This window comes from Nitrospira sp. Kam-Ns4a (genome assembly GCF_965152595.1).
In genome coordinates, this window is record NZ_OZ224218.1 from 2,706,453 (window position 1) to 2,721,035 (window position 14,583).

At 68.3% G+C, this 14,583-nt stretch carries 14 protein-coding genes and 1 pseudogene; 7 read left to right on the top strand and 8 right to left on the bottom strand.

The features are described 5' to 3' along the window. Nucleotides 1–26: 26 nt before the first annotated feature. The 6 genes from alaS to ACWHYQ_RS13530 form a co-directional block, all read right to left on the bottom strand. Entirely contained in the window at nucleotides 27–2,663 is a 2,637-nt protein-coding gene (gene alaS / locus ACWHYQ_RS13505; protein ID WP_447972640.1) for an alanine--tRNA ligase, read from the bottom strand. Nucleotides 2,664–2,675: 12 nt separating this feature from the next. Next, nucleotides 2,676–3,221 (bottom strand): regulatory protein RecX, encoded by a 546-nt coding sequence (locus tag ACWHYQ_RS13510; RefSeq protein WP_447972641.1) that lies wholly within the window; start codon nucleotides 3,219–3,221, stop codon nucleotides 2,676–2,678. A 50-nt stretch (nucleotides 3,222–3,271) separates the two neighbouring features. Beyond that, on the bottom strand, nucleotides 3,272–4,417 hold the full coding sequence (recA, locus tag ACWHYQ_RS13515) for a recombinase RecA (RefSeq protein WP_447972642.1): 1,146 nt from the start codon (nucleotides 4,415–4,417) through the stop codon (nucleotides 3,272–3,274). A gap of 276 nt (nucleotides 4,418–4,693) precedes the next feature. Continuing rightward, entirely contained in the window at nucleotides 4,694–5,296 is a 603-nt protein-coding gene (thpR, locus tag ACWHYQ_RS13520; RefSeq protein ID WP_447972643.1) for an RNA 2',3'-cyclic phosphodiesterase, read from the bottom strand. Beyond that, nucleotides 5,293–6,600 (bottom strand): competence/damage-inducible protein A, encoded by a 1,308-nt coding sequence (locus tag ACWHYQ_RS13525; protein ID WP_447972644.1) that lies wholly within the window; start codon nucleotides 6,598–6,600, stop codon nucleotides 5,293–5,295. Before ACWHYQ_RS13525 ends, thpR begins: the two co-directional genes overlap by 4 nt. Nucleotides 6,601–6,608: 8 nt before the next feature. Continuing rightward, nucleotides 6,609–7,220 (bottom strand): hypothetical protein, encoded by a 612-nt coding sequence (locus ACWHYQ_RS13530; protein WP_447972645.1) that lies wholly within the window; start codon nucleotides 7,218–7,220, stop codon nucleotides 6,609–6,611. A gap of 157 nt (nucleotides 7,221–7,377) precedes the next feature. On the opposite strand from ACWHYQ_RS13530, the gene ACWHYQ_RS13535 reads away from it, so the two are divergent. The 5 genes from ACWHYQ_RS13535 (at nucleotide 7,378) to ACWHYQ_RS13555 (ending at nucleotide 10,911) form a co-directional block, all read left to right on the top strand. Then, nucleotides 7,378–8,085: a chlorite dismutase family protein gene (locus ACWHYQ_RS13535; protein ID WP_447972646.1), complete on the top strand. Its 708-nt coding sequence runs from the start codon at nucleotides 7,378–7,380 to the stop codon at nucleotides 8,083–8,085. A gap of 91 nt (nucleotides 8,086–8,176) precedes the next feature. Beyond that, nucleotides 8,177–8,857, top strand: coding sequence for a hypothetical protein (locus tag ACWHYQ_RS13540; protein ID WP_447972647.1), 681 nt, complete (start codon nucleotides 8,177–8,179; stop codon nucleotides 8,855–8,857). A gap of 89 nt (nucleotides 8,858–8,946) precedes the next feature. Continuing rightward, on the top strand, nucleotides 8,947–9,168 hold the full coding sequence (locus tag ACWHYQ_RS13545; RefSeq protein WP_447972648.1) for a hypothetical protein: 222 nt from the start codon (nucleotides 8,947–8,949) through the stop codon (nucleotides 9,166–9,168). A gap of 67 nt (nucleotides 9,169–9,235) precedes the next feature. Beyond that, a complete protein-coding gene (locus ACWHYQ_RS13550) occupies nucleotides 9,236–10,405 on the top strand; it encodes a hypothetical protein (RefSeq protein ID WP_447972649.1) in 1,170 nt (389 codons plus the stop codon). A gap of 74 nt (nucleotides 10,406–10,479) precedes the next feature. Next, nucleotides 10,480–10,911, top strand: coding sequence for an OB-fold nucleic acid binding domain-containing protein (locus ACWHYQ_RS13555; protein ID WP_447972650.1), 432 nt, complete (start codon nucleotides 10,480–10,482; stop codon nucleotides 10,909–10,911). A 90-nt stretch (nucleotides 10,912–11,001) separates the two neighbouring features. Here ACWHYQ_RS13555 and ACWHYQ_RS13560 read toward each other — a convergent pair. Then, nucleotides 11,002–11,529 (bottom strand): annotated as a pseudogene (locus ACWHYQ_RS13560) (ATP-binding protein); the annotation flags it as partial. A 429-nt stretch (nucleotides 11,530–11,958) separates the two neighbouring features. Between ACWHYQ_RS13560 and ACWHYQ_RS13565 the strand changes: the two are divergent. Together ACWHYQ_RS13565 and ACWHYQ_RS13570 are read left to right on the top strand one after the other, a co-directional pair. Then, nucleotides 11,959–12,765 (top strand): HAMP domain-containing protein, encoded by an 807-nt coding sequence (locus ACWHYQ_RS13565; protein WP_447972651.1) that lies wholly within the window; start codon nucleotides 11,959–11,961, stop codon nucleotides 12,763–12,765. Between the two features lie 7 nt (nucleotides 12,766–12,772). Then, nucleotides 12,773–14,170, top strand: a complete 1,398-nt coding sequence (locus ACWHYQ_RS13570; protein ID WP_447972652.1) for a sigma-54-dependent transcriptional regulator — start codon at nucleotides 12,773–12,775, stop codon at nucleotides 14,168–14,170. On the opposite strand, the gene ACWHYQ_RS13575 is transcribed toward ACWHYQ_RS13570, so the two are convergent. Beyond that, nucleotides 14,162–14,386, bottom strand: coding sequence for a PEP-CTERM sorting domain-containing protein (locus ACWHYQ_RS13575; RefSeq protein WP_447972653.1), 225 nt, complete (start codon nucleotides 14,384–14,386; stop codon nucleotides 14,162–14,164). The two genes, ACWHYQ_RS13570 and ACWHYQ_RS13575, sit on opposite strands and share 9 nt — an antisense overlap. Nucleotides 14,387–14,583 lie beyond the last annotated feature (197 nt).

A 14,583-nucleotide genomic window follows, 5' to 3' on the forward strand; every position in this document is an offset into this window, starting at 1 on the left:
CACCATCCGAGCCATCCTACCCCCGCTCAGGGCGCCAGCGCCCGCTCGACGAGCGCGAAGACGCGCTCCAGCGCCGCGCCTAGCCGCGCCGGGTCCTTGCCGCCGGCCTGCGCCATCTCCGCCCGGCCGCCGCCGGTGCCCCCGATCTCGGCGGCCATCTCCCGGATCAGCTCCGAAGCCTTGAGCTTGGGCGTCAGATCCTTGGTCACGACGAGCAGCAGGGAGGCCTTCCCCTCCGCGACCGAGCCCAGTGCGATCACACCGCTCCGGAGCTTGTCCCGGATCCGGTCCGCGAGCGCCCGCAGCTCCGCCGTCTGGAGCCCGTCCGCACGCTGCGCGTGCACCGCCACGCCGCGGATCGTCCGGACCGCCGCCTCCGCCTCGCCGCCGGCGCCGCTTGCGAAGCGCAGCTTCAGCTCCTCCAGCTCCCGCTCCTTCTCCTTGAGCTGAGCTATGAGCTTGCGCGTCTTGCCGACCAGCTCGCCAGGGCCGACCTTCAGGAGCTCGGAGAGCTCCCGGATGTCGGCTTCCAGCCGCTTCATCTGGGCCAGTGCGCCGCCGCCGGTCAAGGCCTCGATGCGGCGCACGCCTGCGGCCACGCCCGACTCGGACACGAGCCGGAACAGGCCGATCTCGCCGGTGGCGCGGCAGTGGGTGCCGCCGCACAGCTCCTTGCTGAACGTGTTGATGCTGACGACGCGCACGCGGTCGCCGTACTTGTCGCCGAAGAAGGCCAGCGCGCCCGCCGCCACCGCCTCTTCGACCCCCATCACGGCGGTCTGGACCTGGGCGTTCCGCCGGATCTGCTCATTGACCAGCCTCTCGACCTCGTCCACGTCGCGCGAGGACAGCGGCCGGAAATGGGCGAAGTCGAACCGCAGCCGGTTCGGCGCGACCAGCGACCCGTACTGCTTGACGTGCGGGCCGAGGATCTCGCGGAGCGCTGCGTGGACGAGGTGCGTGGCCGTGTGGTTCCGCGCCGCGTCCTGACGCGTCGTCGGGTTCACCGCGGCCAGGAGGCGATCCCCGGTCCGAACCCGGCCCGCCCGGACGACGCCACGATGGAGGATGAACTCGGGCAGCGGCCGCGTCGTCTCCCGCACCTCCACCCGTCCGTCCGGGCCGTGCAGGGTGCCCTGGTCTCCCACCTGGCCGCCGCCTTCCGCGTAGAAGGGCGTGACGTCCAGCGCGATCTCGACCTCCTCGCCTTCCCCCGCCTCTCGTACCAGCCGCTCGTCCTTCAGGATCGCCTGCACGACCGCCTCGGCGGTGAGGGACTCGTACCCGACGAACTCGGTCGCCCGGACCTGACCGGCGATCTGGAGGACGACAGGCTTCGCCGTCACCGCCTCGAATCCCGCCGTCTTCCGGGCCCGCTCCCGCTGCTCGGCGAGCGCGCGGCGGAACCCCGGCTCGTCCAGCTCCAAGCCCTGCTCGCGGCAGGCCTCGGCGACGAGATCCAGTGGGAACCCGTAGGTGTCGTAGAGCTTGAAGACGTCCTCCCCGGGCAACGCCGGCCGGCCCGCCGCCTTCGCCTTTGCCGCCAGCTCCTGCAGGATCGGCAGCCCCTGGTCCAGCGTGGCGATAAACCGCTCCTCCTCCCCCTGCGCCACCTCGGCTACGGTCCCCGCTGCGGACCGCAACTCCGGGTAGGCCTCGCCCATCTGCTCGACCACCGCCCCGGTCAGACTGTACAAGAAGGGCTCGGCCATGCCGAGCAGCCGGCCGTGCCGCGCCGCCCGCCGCAGGATCCGCCGTAGCACATACCCGCGCCCTTCGTTGGACGGGAGCACGCCGTCGGCGATCAGGAAGGTGGTCGCCCGCAGGTGATCCGCGATGACGCGCAGCGAGCGGTCCGCCGCCACGTCGGCGCCGTAGCGTCGGCCAGTCCGCTTCCCGATCACATCCAGCAGCGGCCGGAACAGATCCGTCTCGTAGTTGCTGGGGACGCCCTGGGCGACCGCGGCCAGGCGCTCAAGCCCCATCCCCGTGTCAATGCTCGGCTTGGGCAGGGGGCGCAGGATGCCCTTCGCATCCCGATCATATTGCATGAAGACCAGGTTCCAGACCTCGATCACCCGGTCGCCCTCGCCGTTCGGCACGTCGTCGCCGGGCACCGCCGGACCCTGATCGTAGTGGATCTCCGAGCAGGGGCCGCAGGGTCCCGTGTCCGCCATCTGCCAGAAGTTGTCCTTTTCCCCGCAGCGCATGATCCGGGCTGGCGGGACGCCAAGCTTCGCCCAGAGTCGGGCGGCCTCGTCGTCCTCGCGGAAGACCGTGACCCAGAGCCGGTCCTTCGGCAGACCGACCACCGTGGTCAGGAACTCCCACCCGAACGCGATCGCCTCTTCCTTAAAATAGTCGCCGAAGGAGAAGTTTCCGAGCATCTCGAAGAACGTATGGTGCCGGCCTGTGTAGCCGACGTTCTCGAGGTCGTTGTGCTTGCCGCCTGCCCGTAAGCACTTCTGGACGGTCACGGCCCGCCGGTAGGGGCGCGTCTCCTCGCCCAGAAAGACGCCCTTGAACTGGTTCATTCCCGCGTTCGTGAACAGGAGCGTCGGATCGGCCTGGGGAATCAACGACGAGCTGGGCACCACCTGGTGGCCGTGGCCGGCGAAGTACTGCAGGAAGGCCTGGCGGAGCTGGTTCGCAGACTGGACCATGATCCTGATTCCCTATGCCTGTTCCTGCCTCGCACCCGAACGTCCTGGCCGGCGAGGGTGCCGGCCGGCCCGAGGAAGGCGCCGCGGCTCCTCGGCCGCCGCATCGGCCTCGGCGGCCCCCAGGAGCCCCGCGATCACATCCTCGTCGAAGCCATGGCGCCGGAGCAGGGCCGCAGCACCCGACGGGGAAACGTCCCGCCGCTTCGCCAGCAGCGCCTCCGCAAGGACACGCTCGGCGGCCCCGACGTACAGCTGGTCCAGCGTCCGCTCGACGATCGCTTGGTCCAATCCCTGGCTCAGCAGCTCGGCCGCCAACCGGCTCCGGCCGACCGGGCGCCGCGCGAGCCGCGCGGCGCCCCATCGCAGCGCGTAGCGCTCATCGTCCAGATAGCCCAGGGCGCGCCAGCGGGTGAGCAACCGGGCGATCCGGGACGCCGGCACACCCCGACGGGCTAGGTAAGCGGACACCTGTGCCTCGGTCCGGTCCCGCCCTGCGAGGTAGCCGAGTCCCAGCCGCTCGGCTGGATCCGTCACCGCCCCGGCTAACGTTTTCGCCATGGCCCGCCGCCTATCCTATCCCGGTGCCGGGGCCGGAATCGCGGGCCGGTTCAGGAGCCGGTGCGGGCACCGTGGGCGCGCTTCTCGTCAATCCGCCCCTCCCGACCTTCCCGCCCCTCCCGACTCTCCCGGACGTCCGGACGCCTCTCCTCCGGCCGAATCTCAGCTCGCCGGTCGGCCGCCCGGGCCGGCACCCCGGCTATCTCGCGCAGCTTCGCTTCGAGCTCCCGCGCGAGGGCCTGGTTTGTCTTTAGATAGTCCCGCACGGCGTCCCGCCCCTGCCCCAGCCGCTCGCCCTTGTAGGAGTACCAGGCGCCAGACTTCTCGATCAGCTTCTTCTCGACCCCGAGGTCCACCAGCTCGCCAGCCTTCGAAATTCCCTCCGCGAAGAGGATGTCGAACTCGGCCTGTTTGAACGGCGGTGCCATCTTGTTCTTGACCACCTTCACGCGTACCCGGCTCCCGGTCACGTCCTGGCCTTCCTTGATGGACTCGATCCGCCGGATGTCCAACCGGACGGAGGCGTAAAACTTGAGCGCGTTGCCGCCGGTCGTGGTCTCCGGGTTGCCGAACATCACCCCCAGCTTCATCCGGATCTGATTGATGAAGATCACGGTCGTCTGCGATTTAGAGATCGCGGCCGTGAGCTTGCGGAGGGCCTGGGACATGAGCCGGGCCTGCAGGCCCATGTGGGCGTCGCCCATCTCCCCTTCGATCTCGGCGCGCGGCACAAGGGCTGCGACCGAGTCCACGACGATCAGGTCCACGGCGCCGCTCCGCACGAGCGTCTCGGCGATCTCGAGGGCCTGCTCACCCGTGTCTGGCTGGGACACGAGCAGCTCGTCGGTGTTGACCCCGAGCTTCCGCGCGTAGCCCAGGTCCAGCGCATGCTCGGCGTCAATGAAGGCGGCGATCCCGCCAGTCCGCTGTGCCTCGGCGATCGCGTGCAGGGTCAGCGTGGTCTTCCCGGAGGCCTCGGGCCCGAAGACCTCGATGACCCGTCCGCGCGGAAACCCGCCCACGCCAAGCGCCAGGTCCAGGCCCAGGGATCCCGTCGAGATCGCCGGCACATCCGCCGGCGCCTCGGCGGTGCCGAGCTTCATGATCGCGCCCTTGCCGTACTGCTTTTCGATCTGGGCGAGCGCCAGGTCCAGCGCCCGCTTTTTCTCGTCCTTCTCGACCGTTCGCTCGGCCATGGAGGCCTCCATTCCATGCTAGCCTGGCCCGCCGCACCACGCTAGCGCGGCTGGCCGCCTGCCACGCGAGGCGGCCAGTCAGTTCCTTCGCGGCTCTGTCGGTTATCCTTTTGCCCAGCGACCAGGAGTCAGCGGGTGGTCGTGTCACGCCGATTCCTCGTCGTGCCCAAAACTCTGCCATTATACCGAAGTGGGCCGGGGAAGGATAGACACAGGCTCGCTCCGAAGCCTGCCGCAGAGCAATCAGTCGGCCGACGGGGCGAAGACATTCAGCGATCACCCGCCCGCGAGGACCGCTTCGTGCAGCCGCGTGTAGACTGCGCCGGAGGGACGGAGGTCGCTCTTCATGAGAGCGATCGCGCGCACCCGAAGCGACCCGGCTGCGGCCGCTCGGTCGAGCAGGCCGGAGGCCGCCAGCGCGCGCCCCACGTCGCGCTGGCGGTCCTTGACCCGTGCGAGCGTAAGGTGCGGGGCGAAGGGCCGGTCCTCCCGTGGAAACCCGAGCGCGTGAAGGGCCGCGTCCACCTCGGCGGCCAGCCGGACCAGCGCGTCCACCTGGCCCGAGAGGCCGAGCCACACAACGCGGGGCGCTCTCGCGTCGGGAAACACCCCCAGACCGCCGACCTCCACGGCAAAGGGGGCGAGGCTGGCCGCGATTCGCTCCAGCGCCTCGCCGATGGCAGCGACCCGGCCCTCTTCGATCTCGCCCAGGAACTTGAGCGTGACGTGGATGGACTCCGGGCGCACCCACTGGAGCCGCACGTCCGGCGCCTCGCGGCGGAACTCGCGCTCCAGTCGCTCGCGCATCTCGGCCTGGACGCGACCGATCACCGCCCGCAGGGGCTCGTCCAGCTCCACCGCGACGAAGGTCCGGATCATGGTTCGACAGGCTCACCATGCACGGATATTGATGAGGACTCCTCTGATGTCAGCCAGAGCCTCAGGACGTTGAGCGCCGCCTGCGAGGCGCGCAGCTTGATCGCCTCCCGCTCGCCGTGAAAACGGAATTCCCGCACGGTACGATGGGACGTCCGGCCAGCCCGGACGTCCAGCCCGACATAGACGAGCCCGACCGGTTTGCCGGCCGTCGCGCCGCCAGGCCCGGCGATCCCCGTTACGCTCAGTCCCACCTGAACCCGGCTGAGGGCGCGGACGCCACGGGCCATGGCTGCGGCGACCTCCGCGCTCACCGCCCCGTGCCGCCGAAGCACGGACTCGGGCACACCCAGCAGTTCCGTTTTGGCCCGGTTGCTGTAAGAGACCAGGACGCGATCGAGGTACGCGGAGCTGCCGGGCACCTGCGTGAGCCGATGGCCGATCAGCCCGCCGGTGCAGGACTCAGCCACAGCGAGCAGAAACCCGCGCGTAGTCAGGAGCCGGCCGACGACCTGCTCCATCGTTTCCTCACCCTCACCGAACAGGGCGTCGCCGACCTTCCGGCGCACCGCCCGTGCCAGCCGGTCCAGCCGAGACGCCCCCCTGGGCGGGAGGGCGGTCAGTACCACGTCCACGCCCAGCGGCGAGGCGAGGAGCCCGAGCCGCACGGTGCGCAGGCCCCGGCGGAGAGCGTGCAGTCTGCAGTCCAGCTCGGCCTCCGGGAGACCGAACGTATGGAGCACGCGGTGGGCGATGTCGGCGAGTGCCCCGGCGCGCCCCCGCCGCGGGCGGGCTGCAAGCAGCCGCGGTGCCACCGCCTCCTCCCACATCCGCTCGACCTCAGAGGGCACGCCGGGCAGGGCCACGATCAGCGCGCCTCGCCACCGGAGCGCGAAGCCGGGCGCCAACCCGGTTGGGTTCGGGAGCACCTCCGCGCCGGCAGGAAGGCGTGCCTGCCGCTCCTGCACAGGCGTCGTGGGCCGCCCCCAGGAGGCGAGTCGCTCCCGCAGCCCCGCCAGAGCCTCCGCGCGCCTCCGGAGCGGGCGACCGGTCGCGCGGGCCACGCCTTCTCTCGTGCAATCGTCCCGCGTGGGTCCCAGCCCGCCGGTCAGGACGACCACGTCGGCGCGCCGCGCGGCCTGTCTGACCGCATCCGCGATGTCCGCCGCGTCATCGCCGACCACCAGCTTGACCCGCACCTCAATTCCCGCAGCGGCCAGGCGTCGAGCCAGGAACAGGGAATTGGTCTCGGCCCGCCCCCCCACCAGCAGCTCCGCGCCGACCGCAATGACGGCTCCGCGTTTCACGGCGGCGCTCAGGGGATCTCCGAGAAATTCAGGTCGAAGAAGACCTCGCCGCCGGCGGCGGGAAACACCGAGATCCTGGTCCGGGCCCGCGGATCGAAGTCGCTGTACCGGAACGACGCGACCACCTTGGCGCGGAACGCCGGGGACCTCGGCCAGATCGGGGTCCGCGCCGCCTGCCCGTCGAAGCGGACCTTGATCGGCTTGATCGAGCGCGAGCCCTGCGACATGACCATGTAGCTGTCCCGGGCAAAGTCCGGCCGATCGCCGAAGATGATGACGCTGACCAGCAGGGACTGCTCATCCAGAATCTGCCGGATCTCGGCGTCGGAGGGGGTCTGCGCGCGAAGGGCGAAGTGGGCCGACAGGACGGTCAGCCCGGCGAGCTTGGTCATGAGAAAGCCGCGCGGCTCCAGCTCCTTGTCGGACCCGAACCAGGCGTAGAGCCGGTCCGGAGGCGTCCTGGCTGCGGCGGCCGCTTTCCCACGCTCGAGCGCCGCGTGGACCTGCTCGCGAGTCGGCTGCACCTCAATCGCGGTGACGGGAGGCGCGCCGACGACGCTCGCCGCCACGATGCCCGCCGCCAGCCAGAGCCCCCGTCCTGAACTGCTCCCATGCCGCATGGGGCTGTCTCGATAACAGATCGCCGGTGCCCTGTCAACGCGCGGATCCGTGTGGGCGGTGGGCCTCGTGGCCGGTTGACAGGGGAAAGGCCGACGTGATAGGAAACTCCCCACTTGCCGGCTCGTTTTTCGTCGGCGCGCGACAAGGAGGAAGGCGATGGCCAGCGCAGAGCAGAGCGCCAGACGGCAGTTCGTGAACTTTTCCTTCTACAAGGTAGACCCTGCCTGGCGCAGGCTGCCCGAGGAGGAGCGGACCCGCGGGAAGCAGGAGTTCATGCGGGCCGTCGAGGACTATAGCGGGAAGGTCCTCGTGATCCCCTACACGACGGTGGGCATCCGGGGGGACTGCGACTTCATGCTCTGGCGGATCTCCTACGAGCTGGAACTGTTCCAGGAGATGACCTCCAAGCTGCTGGCGACGGGCCTGGGCCGGTATCTGACCACGCCCTATTCCTACCTCTCCATGACCAAGCGCTCCATCTACGTAGACCACCATACCCACGAGGGGCAGGAGAGCAAGCGGCTCCAGATCATCCCCGGGAAGAGCAAGTACATCTTCGTCTATCCCTTCGTGAAGACGCGCGAGTGGTACCTGCTGACCAAAGCGGCCCGGCAGGGGATGATGGACGAGCACATCGAGATCGGGCACCGGTATCCCTCCGTCAAGTTGAACACGACCTATTCCTTCGGCCTGGACGACCAGGAGTTCGTCGTGGCCTTCGAGACGGACAAACCCGAGGACTTCCTGGATCTGGTCATGGAGCTGCGGAGCGCTGAAGCGAGCCGGTACACGGAGCGGGATACGCCGATCTTCACCTGCATCATGAAGAGCCTGAAGGAGGCCCTCGACACGTTGGGCGGCTGACCGCAGCCTGTATCCGGTCCCCACGGACGGCCTTCCGATCGCCGGTCGGAGGGCCGTGTTTGTTTTCAGCGGCCGCCCCGCAGCTCCGGCCATGTCGTCCCCGATCACCGTCACCGCATCGAGCCATCCCCGCGCCGCCCTCCTGTCCGCGCTCGTCCCGGGACTTGGCCAGGCGAGCCGGGGCCGGGGCCGCCAAGCCGCCGTCAGCTTCTTGGTGAGCGCGGCGCTGCTCGCCGGCACCTGGGCGCTCGGCCGGGCCGCGGGCGCCGGCGCCGCCCTGTTCTTTGCCTTCATGGTCGTGCTGCCCTGGTGGGTGCTCCAAAGCTACGAGGCCTTCTTGCCCGACGCGGCAGGCTGGCGGCAGACGGTCGCGGTGGTCTGGGCGCGCGCCCACGACATCCGCTACCTGGGCGCCCTGTTCCTGCTCACCGCTGTGACTGACCTTTCTATTATCGTCGCGAATCCAGCCTACGCGCTCACGGTGTTTTGCAACAAGCCGGAGGGAGTCCTCGGCATCTTGGCCAAAGCCCAATCCCCCACCTTGCACACGTTGATCGGGTATGGCTTTCTCCGGCTCCGCCGCTGGGCGCTCTTCCTCTACATGGTCTATGCCGCGTTCGGACTTCTGAACGCGACCGCCAACTTCGCCTGCTTCGGCTATGGGCGGATCAGGACCGTGTTCCTGCTCACGCTCGCCGGCTTCACAATCTTCGTGCTCTGGCGGCGCCGCTGCTTCGAGCCGCCGGAGAGACGGCTAGCGAGCCCGCTTTGACACCGGCGGCGGGCCTGTGTTACACAAAAGATCCTCACCCGCGGTCTTCGGCTCGCGGGGCCGACCGCCTGGGTGTCCGGATGACCGGCATGGACGAGTTGGACGACTCCACCGCGCTCTACGTCGTGCGCCACCAGGACGGCTCCGTCAGCCTCTACGTGGACGAAGCCTATGCGCTGGAACGGGGGGTAGACCCGTCCAAGCTGGTTCGGATCGAGATTCCACGCGAGCTCTACCAGAAGGGCACGGTCCAGCAGATCCGGGAATACTGCGCCACCTACCTGGAGTCCCAGGCGAGCGGCACGGCCTAAGCTTCCCGGACGGCAGGCGGCCCCGAACGTCCCCAATGGTCCGATCGCAGAGCCCGGGACAGTCCCCATGCCGGCCGTCCTGACTCCCGAAGACATCGAAGCGGTCATCGCCGCGCTTCCGGCGCAGGCCCGGGTCATGCTGCGGCTGCTGCTGCTCCAGTACCTTGACGTGACGGCGGAGGACATCGCCTACATCGCGGCAGACCGCCCCGACCCCCGCATGCTGGCCGGGGTCCGCAAGACCCAGCCGGTCGTCACCCGGGACGCCATTCAAGGCGTGACCGATCGGGTGGCCCAGTACCAGACTCGCGTCCGGCATCGGCGGGAACGCGGCGCCCTCCAAACCGAATGCATCGGCAAGCAGATGGCCCTGTTGGAGGCGCGCGGTGCGGCGGCCGAGCGGTTGCTCACCTCCCGGTTCGGTCTGACGAAAGAGACCGTCCTCGAGCTCAAGCGGCAGGCCCGCACCGCGGTGCCCAAGCCGGCGCTCCGGGCGCTCGAGCGCCGCTGGGAGCAGGACGAGATCACGGAGGACGAGTACCGGAGGGACCGCCTCGTCATCGAGTACCAGGGATTCCTGCGCCGGCTGGACCGTGAGCGGCGGCGACTCGAGATGGCCAAGCGCGAGATCGCGATGCACAGCGCCGCCCCGCTCCAGGATCACGAGATCGCCCACATCTGGGGGATTCCGTCGAGCAGCCTGGCTGCCCGCAAGGTGAAGGCCTTGAACCTCTACCTGCAGGGCCTCCAGGCTAGGCTTCAGCAGGGCCGTCCTCCCACGGAGCAGGCCGTCACGGTGCCGCTCGACCTGTGGAAGGAAACGTTCCATGTACTAGCTCAGCGGCCCGTCCCGCGCTCGGCGGCCGTCTACGACGGACTGGAAGGCACCGAAGAGGCGCTGATGGAGAAGTTGGCGGCGTACGTGGCCAACACGCTGCCCGAGGAGATCGAAGGGCGGTTCTGGGGGACGATGGTGCAGGATTCACTGCTCAACGCCGAGACCGGCGACCAACTCCGATCCATGTTTGCCCTGCAGCGGCTCTCCGCCCTGCTGTCAGAGGTGGATACATCGCCCGAGGCGCTGGAGGAGGACCTGCTCGCCCGAGTCGCTCCCACCCCCAAGGAGCCCGTCGCCCGGATCGAGGCGGAGCCCGCCAAGCCCGCTCCCGGCGAGGCCGAGCTTGGGCAGATGGCCGAGCACGTCCTCCGGAGCTTCCGGGGGGACGACCGCCGATAGCGCGGCGGCCGAGGCCTTGCAAAAGGGCCTCGGCCGGGTATGATAGTGCTCACCGTTGGGAGAGAGGGTTCGCCATGCAGGTCTTTGGCTTGCTCCTGCGATCGGTCCGCGTCGTCTGTCGCCCCACCCTCCTCTCGTGGCTGCTCCTCCTCGTGACGGCCGCTTCGGGCGACCTTGTGGCCGGCGGACGGCTCGAGCTCGCCGAGCTGCTGTCGCATCCCGAGCAGTACGACAAGCAGGTCGTCACGGTGGTCGGGCGCGTCTCCAACCTGCAGATCGCCAGCAACCGGCAAGGACAGCTCGCCTACGGGTTTCTCCTCAAGGACGGAAACGGCTCCGTCAAGGTGGTGGCCCTGGGAAAGGCCGAGGTGCACGAGGGCGATCAGGTGATCGTGGAGGGCGTCTTCTCGCGCCAGCGGCTGGCTGGCCGGAGCTTCATCTACAACGAGATCAAGGCCAGCTCCGTCCGCTCGCTCGAGCGATTCAGCCCGGATTTTGTAGGCTGACGGAGACTGGCCGGAAGCCCGCGCGCCGAGCTCGGCGCGCGCAAGGTCCGGGACATCGAGCGCGGGGCCCATCCATTTCCAAGCCACAACCATCGTGCCGTGCCCAGGCTTCGATCGGATGTGCACCCGGTCCATCAGCCGCTTCACGCCCGGAAGCCCCAGTCCGAGGCTGTTCGAAGCTGAGAACCCGTCCGTGAGCGCCAGCTCGACGTCAGCGATGCCGGGCCCCTTGTCGCGGGCGATCACGGCGATTCCGCGGCGCGGCCCCGCAACCGCTTTGAGCAGGATCTCGCCACGGGCCGCGTACCGGAGAATATTGCGGGCCAGCTCCTCGATCGCGGCCACGATGAGGAGAGCATCCGTAGGGGCGAACCCGATCAGGCTCGCCAGCTCGCGCCCTTTCCGGCGCGCGGTCACCACATCGGCATCCGAGGCGAGCGCCACCCGGACCGTGCCCATCCGCCGGCGGACCGACGCTCCCGGCCTTCTGTAAAGCCGGTCGTCCCGCATCGGTACAGCCATCACATGGACATACGCCTCGGCTTGCTCCGGCCCTCTTGGCTTCAGGACCGTCCAGGTCAAATCGTTATTGATGACCAGTGCTTCCTTGCCACCCATCTACGCCGCCCCGGTTAGCGCCAGCCTCCTCGTTGCGGATTGAGGACCTGGATTCTACTGTGCCTCCTTGCCTGACTCCGACGTCCAGCCTCGCGGTGCCGTCCGGGGCTCTTCCCGAAGCACAAAACCCCAGCCCCGCGGAGTGTGGCCCGCCTGCAGCTCGACCTGCCCCACGTGGGGACTGGCCGGACGGCCAGTTGTGCCTTCAGCATGGGCATATGATTTTCCTGAGCAAGCATGGTGCCTCGGGTTGCCCCTTGATGCTGCCGTAGAAAGCCATCGGTTTTTCAATAGGATGGGATCGGCAAGCTAGCGGCCCTCCCGAGCAAGAAGTACAGGCTTCGTATGCAAATTCCTCCGCCCAACCCACTGGAGATGGGGAAACACCTTTGAATCTCAATGGGTTACCCATGCATGGTCAATCCTACGATGGATCGTAAGAATGACCCGCCGGACCGGGTGTATGGGCGGAAAGGGCCGTTCCGTGGGAGTCCGTCCATCTTCTGGCGTCTGGCGCTCGGCTCGCGCGCGGTCCTGCTCGTGATGATCGGTGTCGCCCTATACGCGCTGGTTCAGCGCCGCCAACTGAGCACCCTCAGCACGGAGATCGTTTCCATTGACTACCCCGCGATCGAAACCGCGGAGCGGCTGCTCGCCAGCCTATTCGCGCAGCACGCGAGCGAGGAAAAGTACCCCGCCGTGCACGACAAGGTCTTCCTCGGCAACTTCGACGAGGAGGCCCGAGAGTTCCGGCGCGCCCTCGCCACGCTGCTCGCCCTGGACCGCGCGGCAGAGCGGCGCGCAGCCCTGCAACAGGTGCAACGTCTGCACAACGAGTACCAGACCCTGTTCCGGGGCGAGCCAGACCAGCACACGGTGCTGCAGCTGGGCCCGGCCCTCGACTATGCGGTCCGGCGCGACAGGCTGATCACCAAAATGACGAACGCGCTGCAAGGCTACGTGCGCCAGCATGAGGCAGGGATCGGCACCCTCGTCACGGAAGCCCGCTCCCGTGCGTTCGATGCCAAGGTCATGACGGAACGGCTGGTCGTCCTCTCGGCCGTCTTCAGCCCGGCGCTGGCGGGCGCGGCGAGCTACAGCATCCTGCGTCCTCTGCACCGGCTCCGGGAACACATCCGTGCCATCGGGCAAGGAGACTTCGGCCCGAGCGTCCAGATCCCCGCCCCGGCTGATCTCCAGGATCTCGTCGAGACCGTCAAGCGGAAAGAACCATAGGAGCCTAATGGAGCACGAACGCATCCTCATCCTGGACGATGACGAGGGCCTGCTGCGCCTGCTGAAGATGCGGCTGAGCGGCATGGGGTTCGCCGTGGTCACCTGCACCAGTGGGGCGGCGGCGCTGGTGGAGACCCGCCGCTCGACCTTCGATCTCGCGATCATTGACCTCCGGCTGCAGGACCTCGACGGTCTCGTCCTGCTGGACGAGCTGCTGTTGATCCATCCGAGCCTGCCAGTCCTCATCCTGACCGCACACGGGAGCATCCCGAACGCGGTCGAGGCCATGCAAAAGGGTGCCTACGGATATCTCGCCAAGCCCTTCGACAACAAGGAGCTGGAGACCTATATCGAGCGAGCCCTGGCCCAACAGCAGATGAGCCGCGAGCTGCACCGGCTTAAGCTCCTCGTCAAGGAGCTCTACGGGCTGGACCAGGTGATCGCGCGGAGCCAGGCCATGCAGAACCTGCTCCAGCAGGTGGCCCAGGTGTCGGATACGGACGCGACCATCTGCCTGGTGGGCGAGACCGGCACCGGCAAGGAGGTCATTGCGCGGGTGATCCACTGCAACAGCCGGAGGGCCCGCAGCCCCTTCATCGCGGTCAATTGTGCTGCCATCCCCGAGAGCCTGTTCGAGAGCGAGCTGTTCGGCCACGTCAAGGGTGCGTTCACCGGGGCGACCGACTCCAAACGGGGGTTCTTTCAGCAGGCCGACGGCGGCACCCTGTTCCTCGACGAGATCGGCGAGATGCCGCTCGCGCTCCAGGCCAAGCTCCTGCGGGTCCTCGAGGATCACAAGGTACTCGAAGTCGGCGCGGAGACGCCGCGCATGGTGGATGTCCGCATCATCACGGCAACCAACCGGGATTTGCGGCAAGCCGTCCAGACTGGCGCGTTCCGGGAGGACCTCTACTACCGAATCCAGGTGGTACCACTCGAGGTCCCGCCGCTTCGCGAACGGCGCGACGATATCCCCGTGCTCGCCCAGACTTTCCTCGAGCAGAGCAGCAGGCGACTGGGCAAGGACGTTCGCGGCTTCCTGCCTGAGGCCATGCAGAAACTCATGCTCCATCACTGGCCTGGTAACGTCCGCGAGCTGGAGAACACGATCGAGAAGGCCGTCATTATGGCCACGCAAACCCTCATCACCCCCGACCTGATCACCTTCACAAGGCCGCCCGCGGACAGCCAGCTCAAGTCCCTTACGGAAGCCAAGGAAGAGTTCGAGCGACAGTACCTCAAGCAGGTCCTGGATCTTACGGGCGGCAACATCACGCGGGCAGCAAAGCTCGCTGGCCGGTACCGAGCCGACTTCTACAAACTGCTCAAGAAATACGGCCTCTATGCCCCGGCCAAGCGGGAGCTGCGTCCCGTGGGGAAGACCAGCCGCCCTGGATCAGGATGACGGGGACCGCAGCCAGCCCGCCTGGGCTTGCCTCAGGCACCGGCCGGCTCGACGCAGCGCCGCCAGCCCCATCGTGTAGGTTCCGAGCAGCAGGACCGTGCCGGGCTCGGGGTTCACCAGGTGTGCCCGGGGGTTGTCCGCCGCCCGCCCAGGGCCGCCGACCGGCCCCGGGACGAACAGCCCCGATGCGGCGGAGGGCACGCGCAGCAGGAACACGTCGTGGTGGCCGCGCCCGCCCCAGTTGCTGGTGAACAGGACGAACTGTCCGCTTTGATCCAGGGAAGCCCGCGGCAGGTCCAGATAGCCGACCGTGTTCGGCCAGCAGCCACACGTAGAGCGTATCGCTCACCTGATCGTAGGCCCACTGCCCGGGCCCGCGCGGCGGGGCCACATGAAAGCAAGAGAGCCACGTG

Excerpts from the sequence above, each read along its gene's own strand:
- alaS (WP_447972640.1), bottom strand. The coding sequence starts at position 2,663 with ATGGTCCAGTCTGCGAACCAGCTCCGCCAGGCCTTCCTGCAGTACTTC.
- ACWHYQ_RS13510 (WP_447972641.1), bottom strand. The coding sequence starts at position 3,221 with ATGGCGAAAACGTTAGCCGGGGCGGTGACGGATCCAGCCGAGCGGCTG.
- recA (WP_447972642.1), bottom strand. The coding sequence starts at position 4,417 with ATGGCCGAGCGAACGGTCGAGAAGGACGAGAAAAAGCGGGCGCTGGAC.
- thpR (WP_447972643.1), bottom strand. The coding sequence starts at position 5,296 with ATGATCCGGACCTTCGTCGCGGTGGAGCTGGACGAGCCCCTGCGGGCG.
- ACWHYQ_RS13530 (WP_447972645.1), bottom strand. The coding sequence starts at position 7,220 with ATGCGGCATGGGAGCAGTTCAGGACGGGGGCTCTGGCTGGCGGCGGGC.
- ACWHYQ_RS13535 (WP_447972646.1), top strand. The coding sequence starts at position 7,378 with ATGGCCAGCGCAGAGCAGAGCGCCAGACGGCAGTTCGTGAACTTTTCC.
- ACWHYQ_RS13540 (WP_447972647.1), top strand. The coding sequence starts at position 8,177 with ATGTCGTCCCCGATCACCGTCACCGCATCGAGCCATCCCCGCGCCGCC.
- ACWHYQ_RS13545 (WP_447972648.1), top strand. The coding sequence starts at position 8,947 with ATGGACGAGTTGGACGACTCCACCGCGCTCTACGTCGTGCGCCACCAG.
- ACWHYQ_RS13550 (WP_447972649.1), top strand. The coding sequence starts at position 9,236 with ATGCCGGCCGTCCTGACTCCCGAAGACATCGAAGCGGTCATCGCCGCG.
- ACWHYQ_RS13555 (WP_447972650.1), top strand. The coding sequence starts at position 10,480 with ATGCAGGTCTTTGGCTTGCTCCTGCGATCGGTCCGCGTCGTCTGTCGC.
- ACWHYQ_RS13565 (WP_447972651.1), top strand. The coding sequence starts at position 11,959 with ATGGATCGTAAGAATGACCCGCCGGACCGGGTGTATGGGCGGAAAGGG.
- ACWHYQ_RS13570 (WP_447972652.1), top strand. The coding sequence starts at position 12,773 with ATGGAGCACGAACGCATCCTCATCCTGGACGATGACGAGGGCCTGCTG.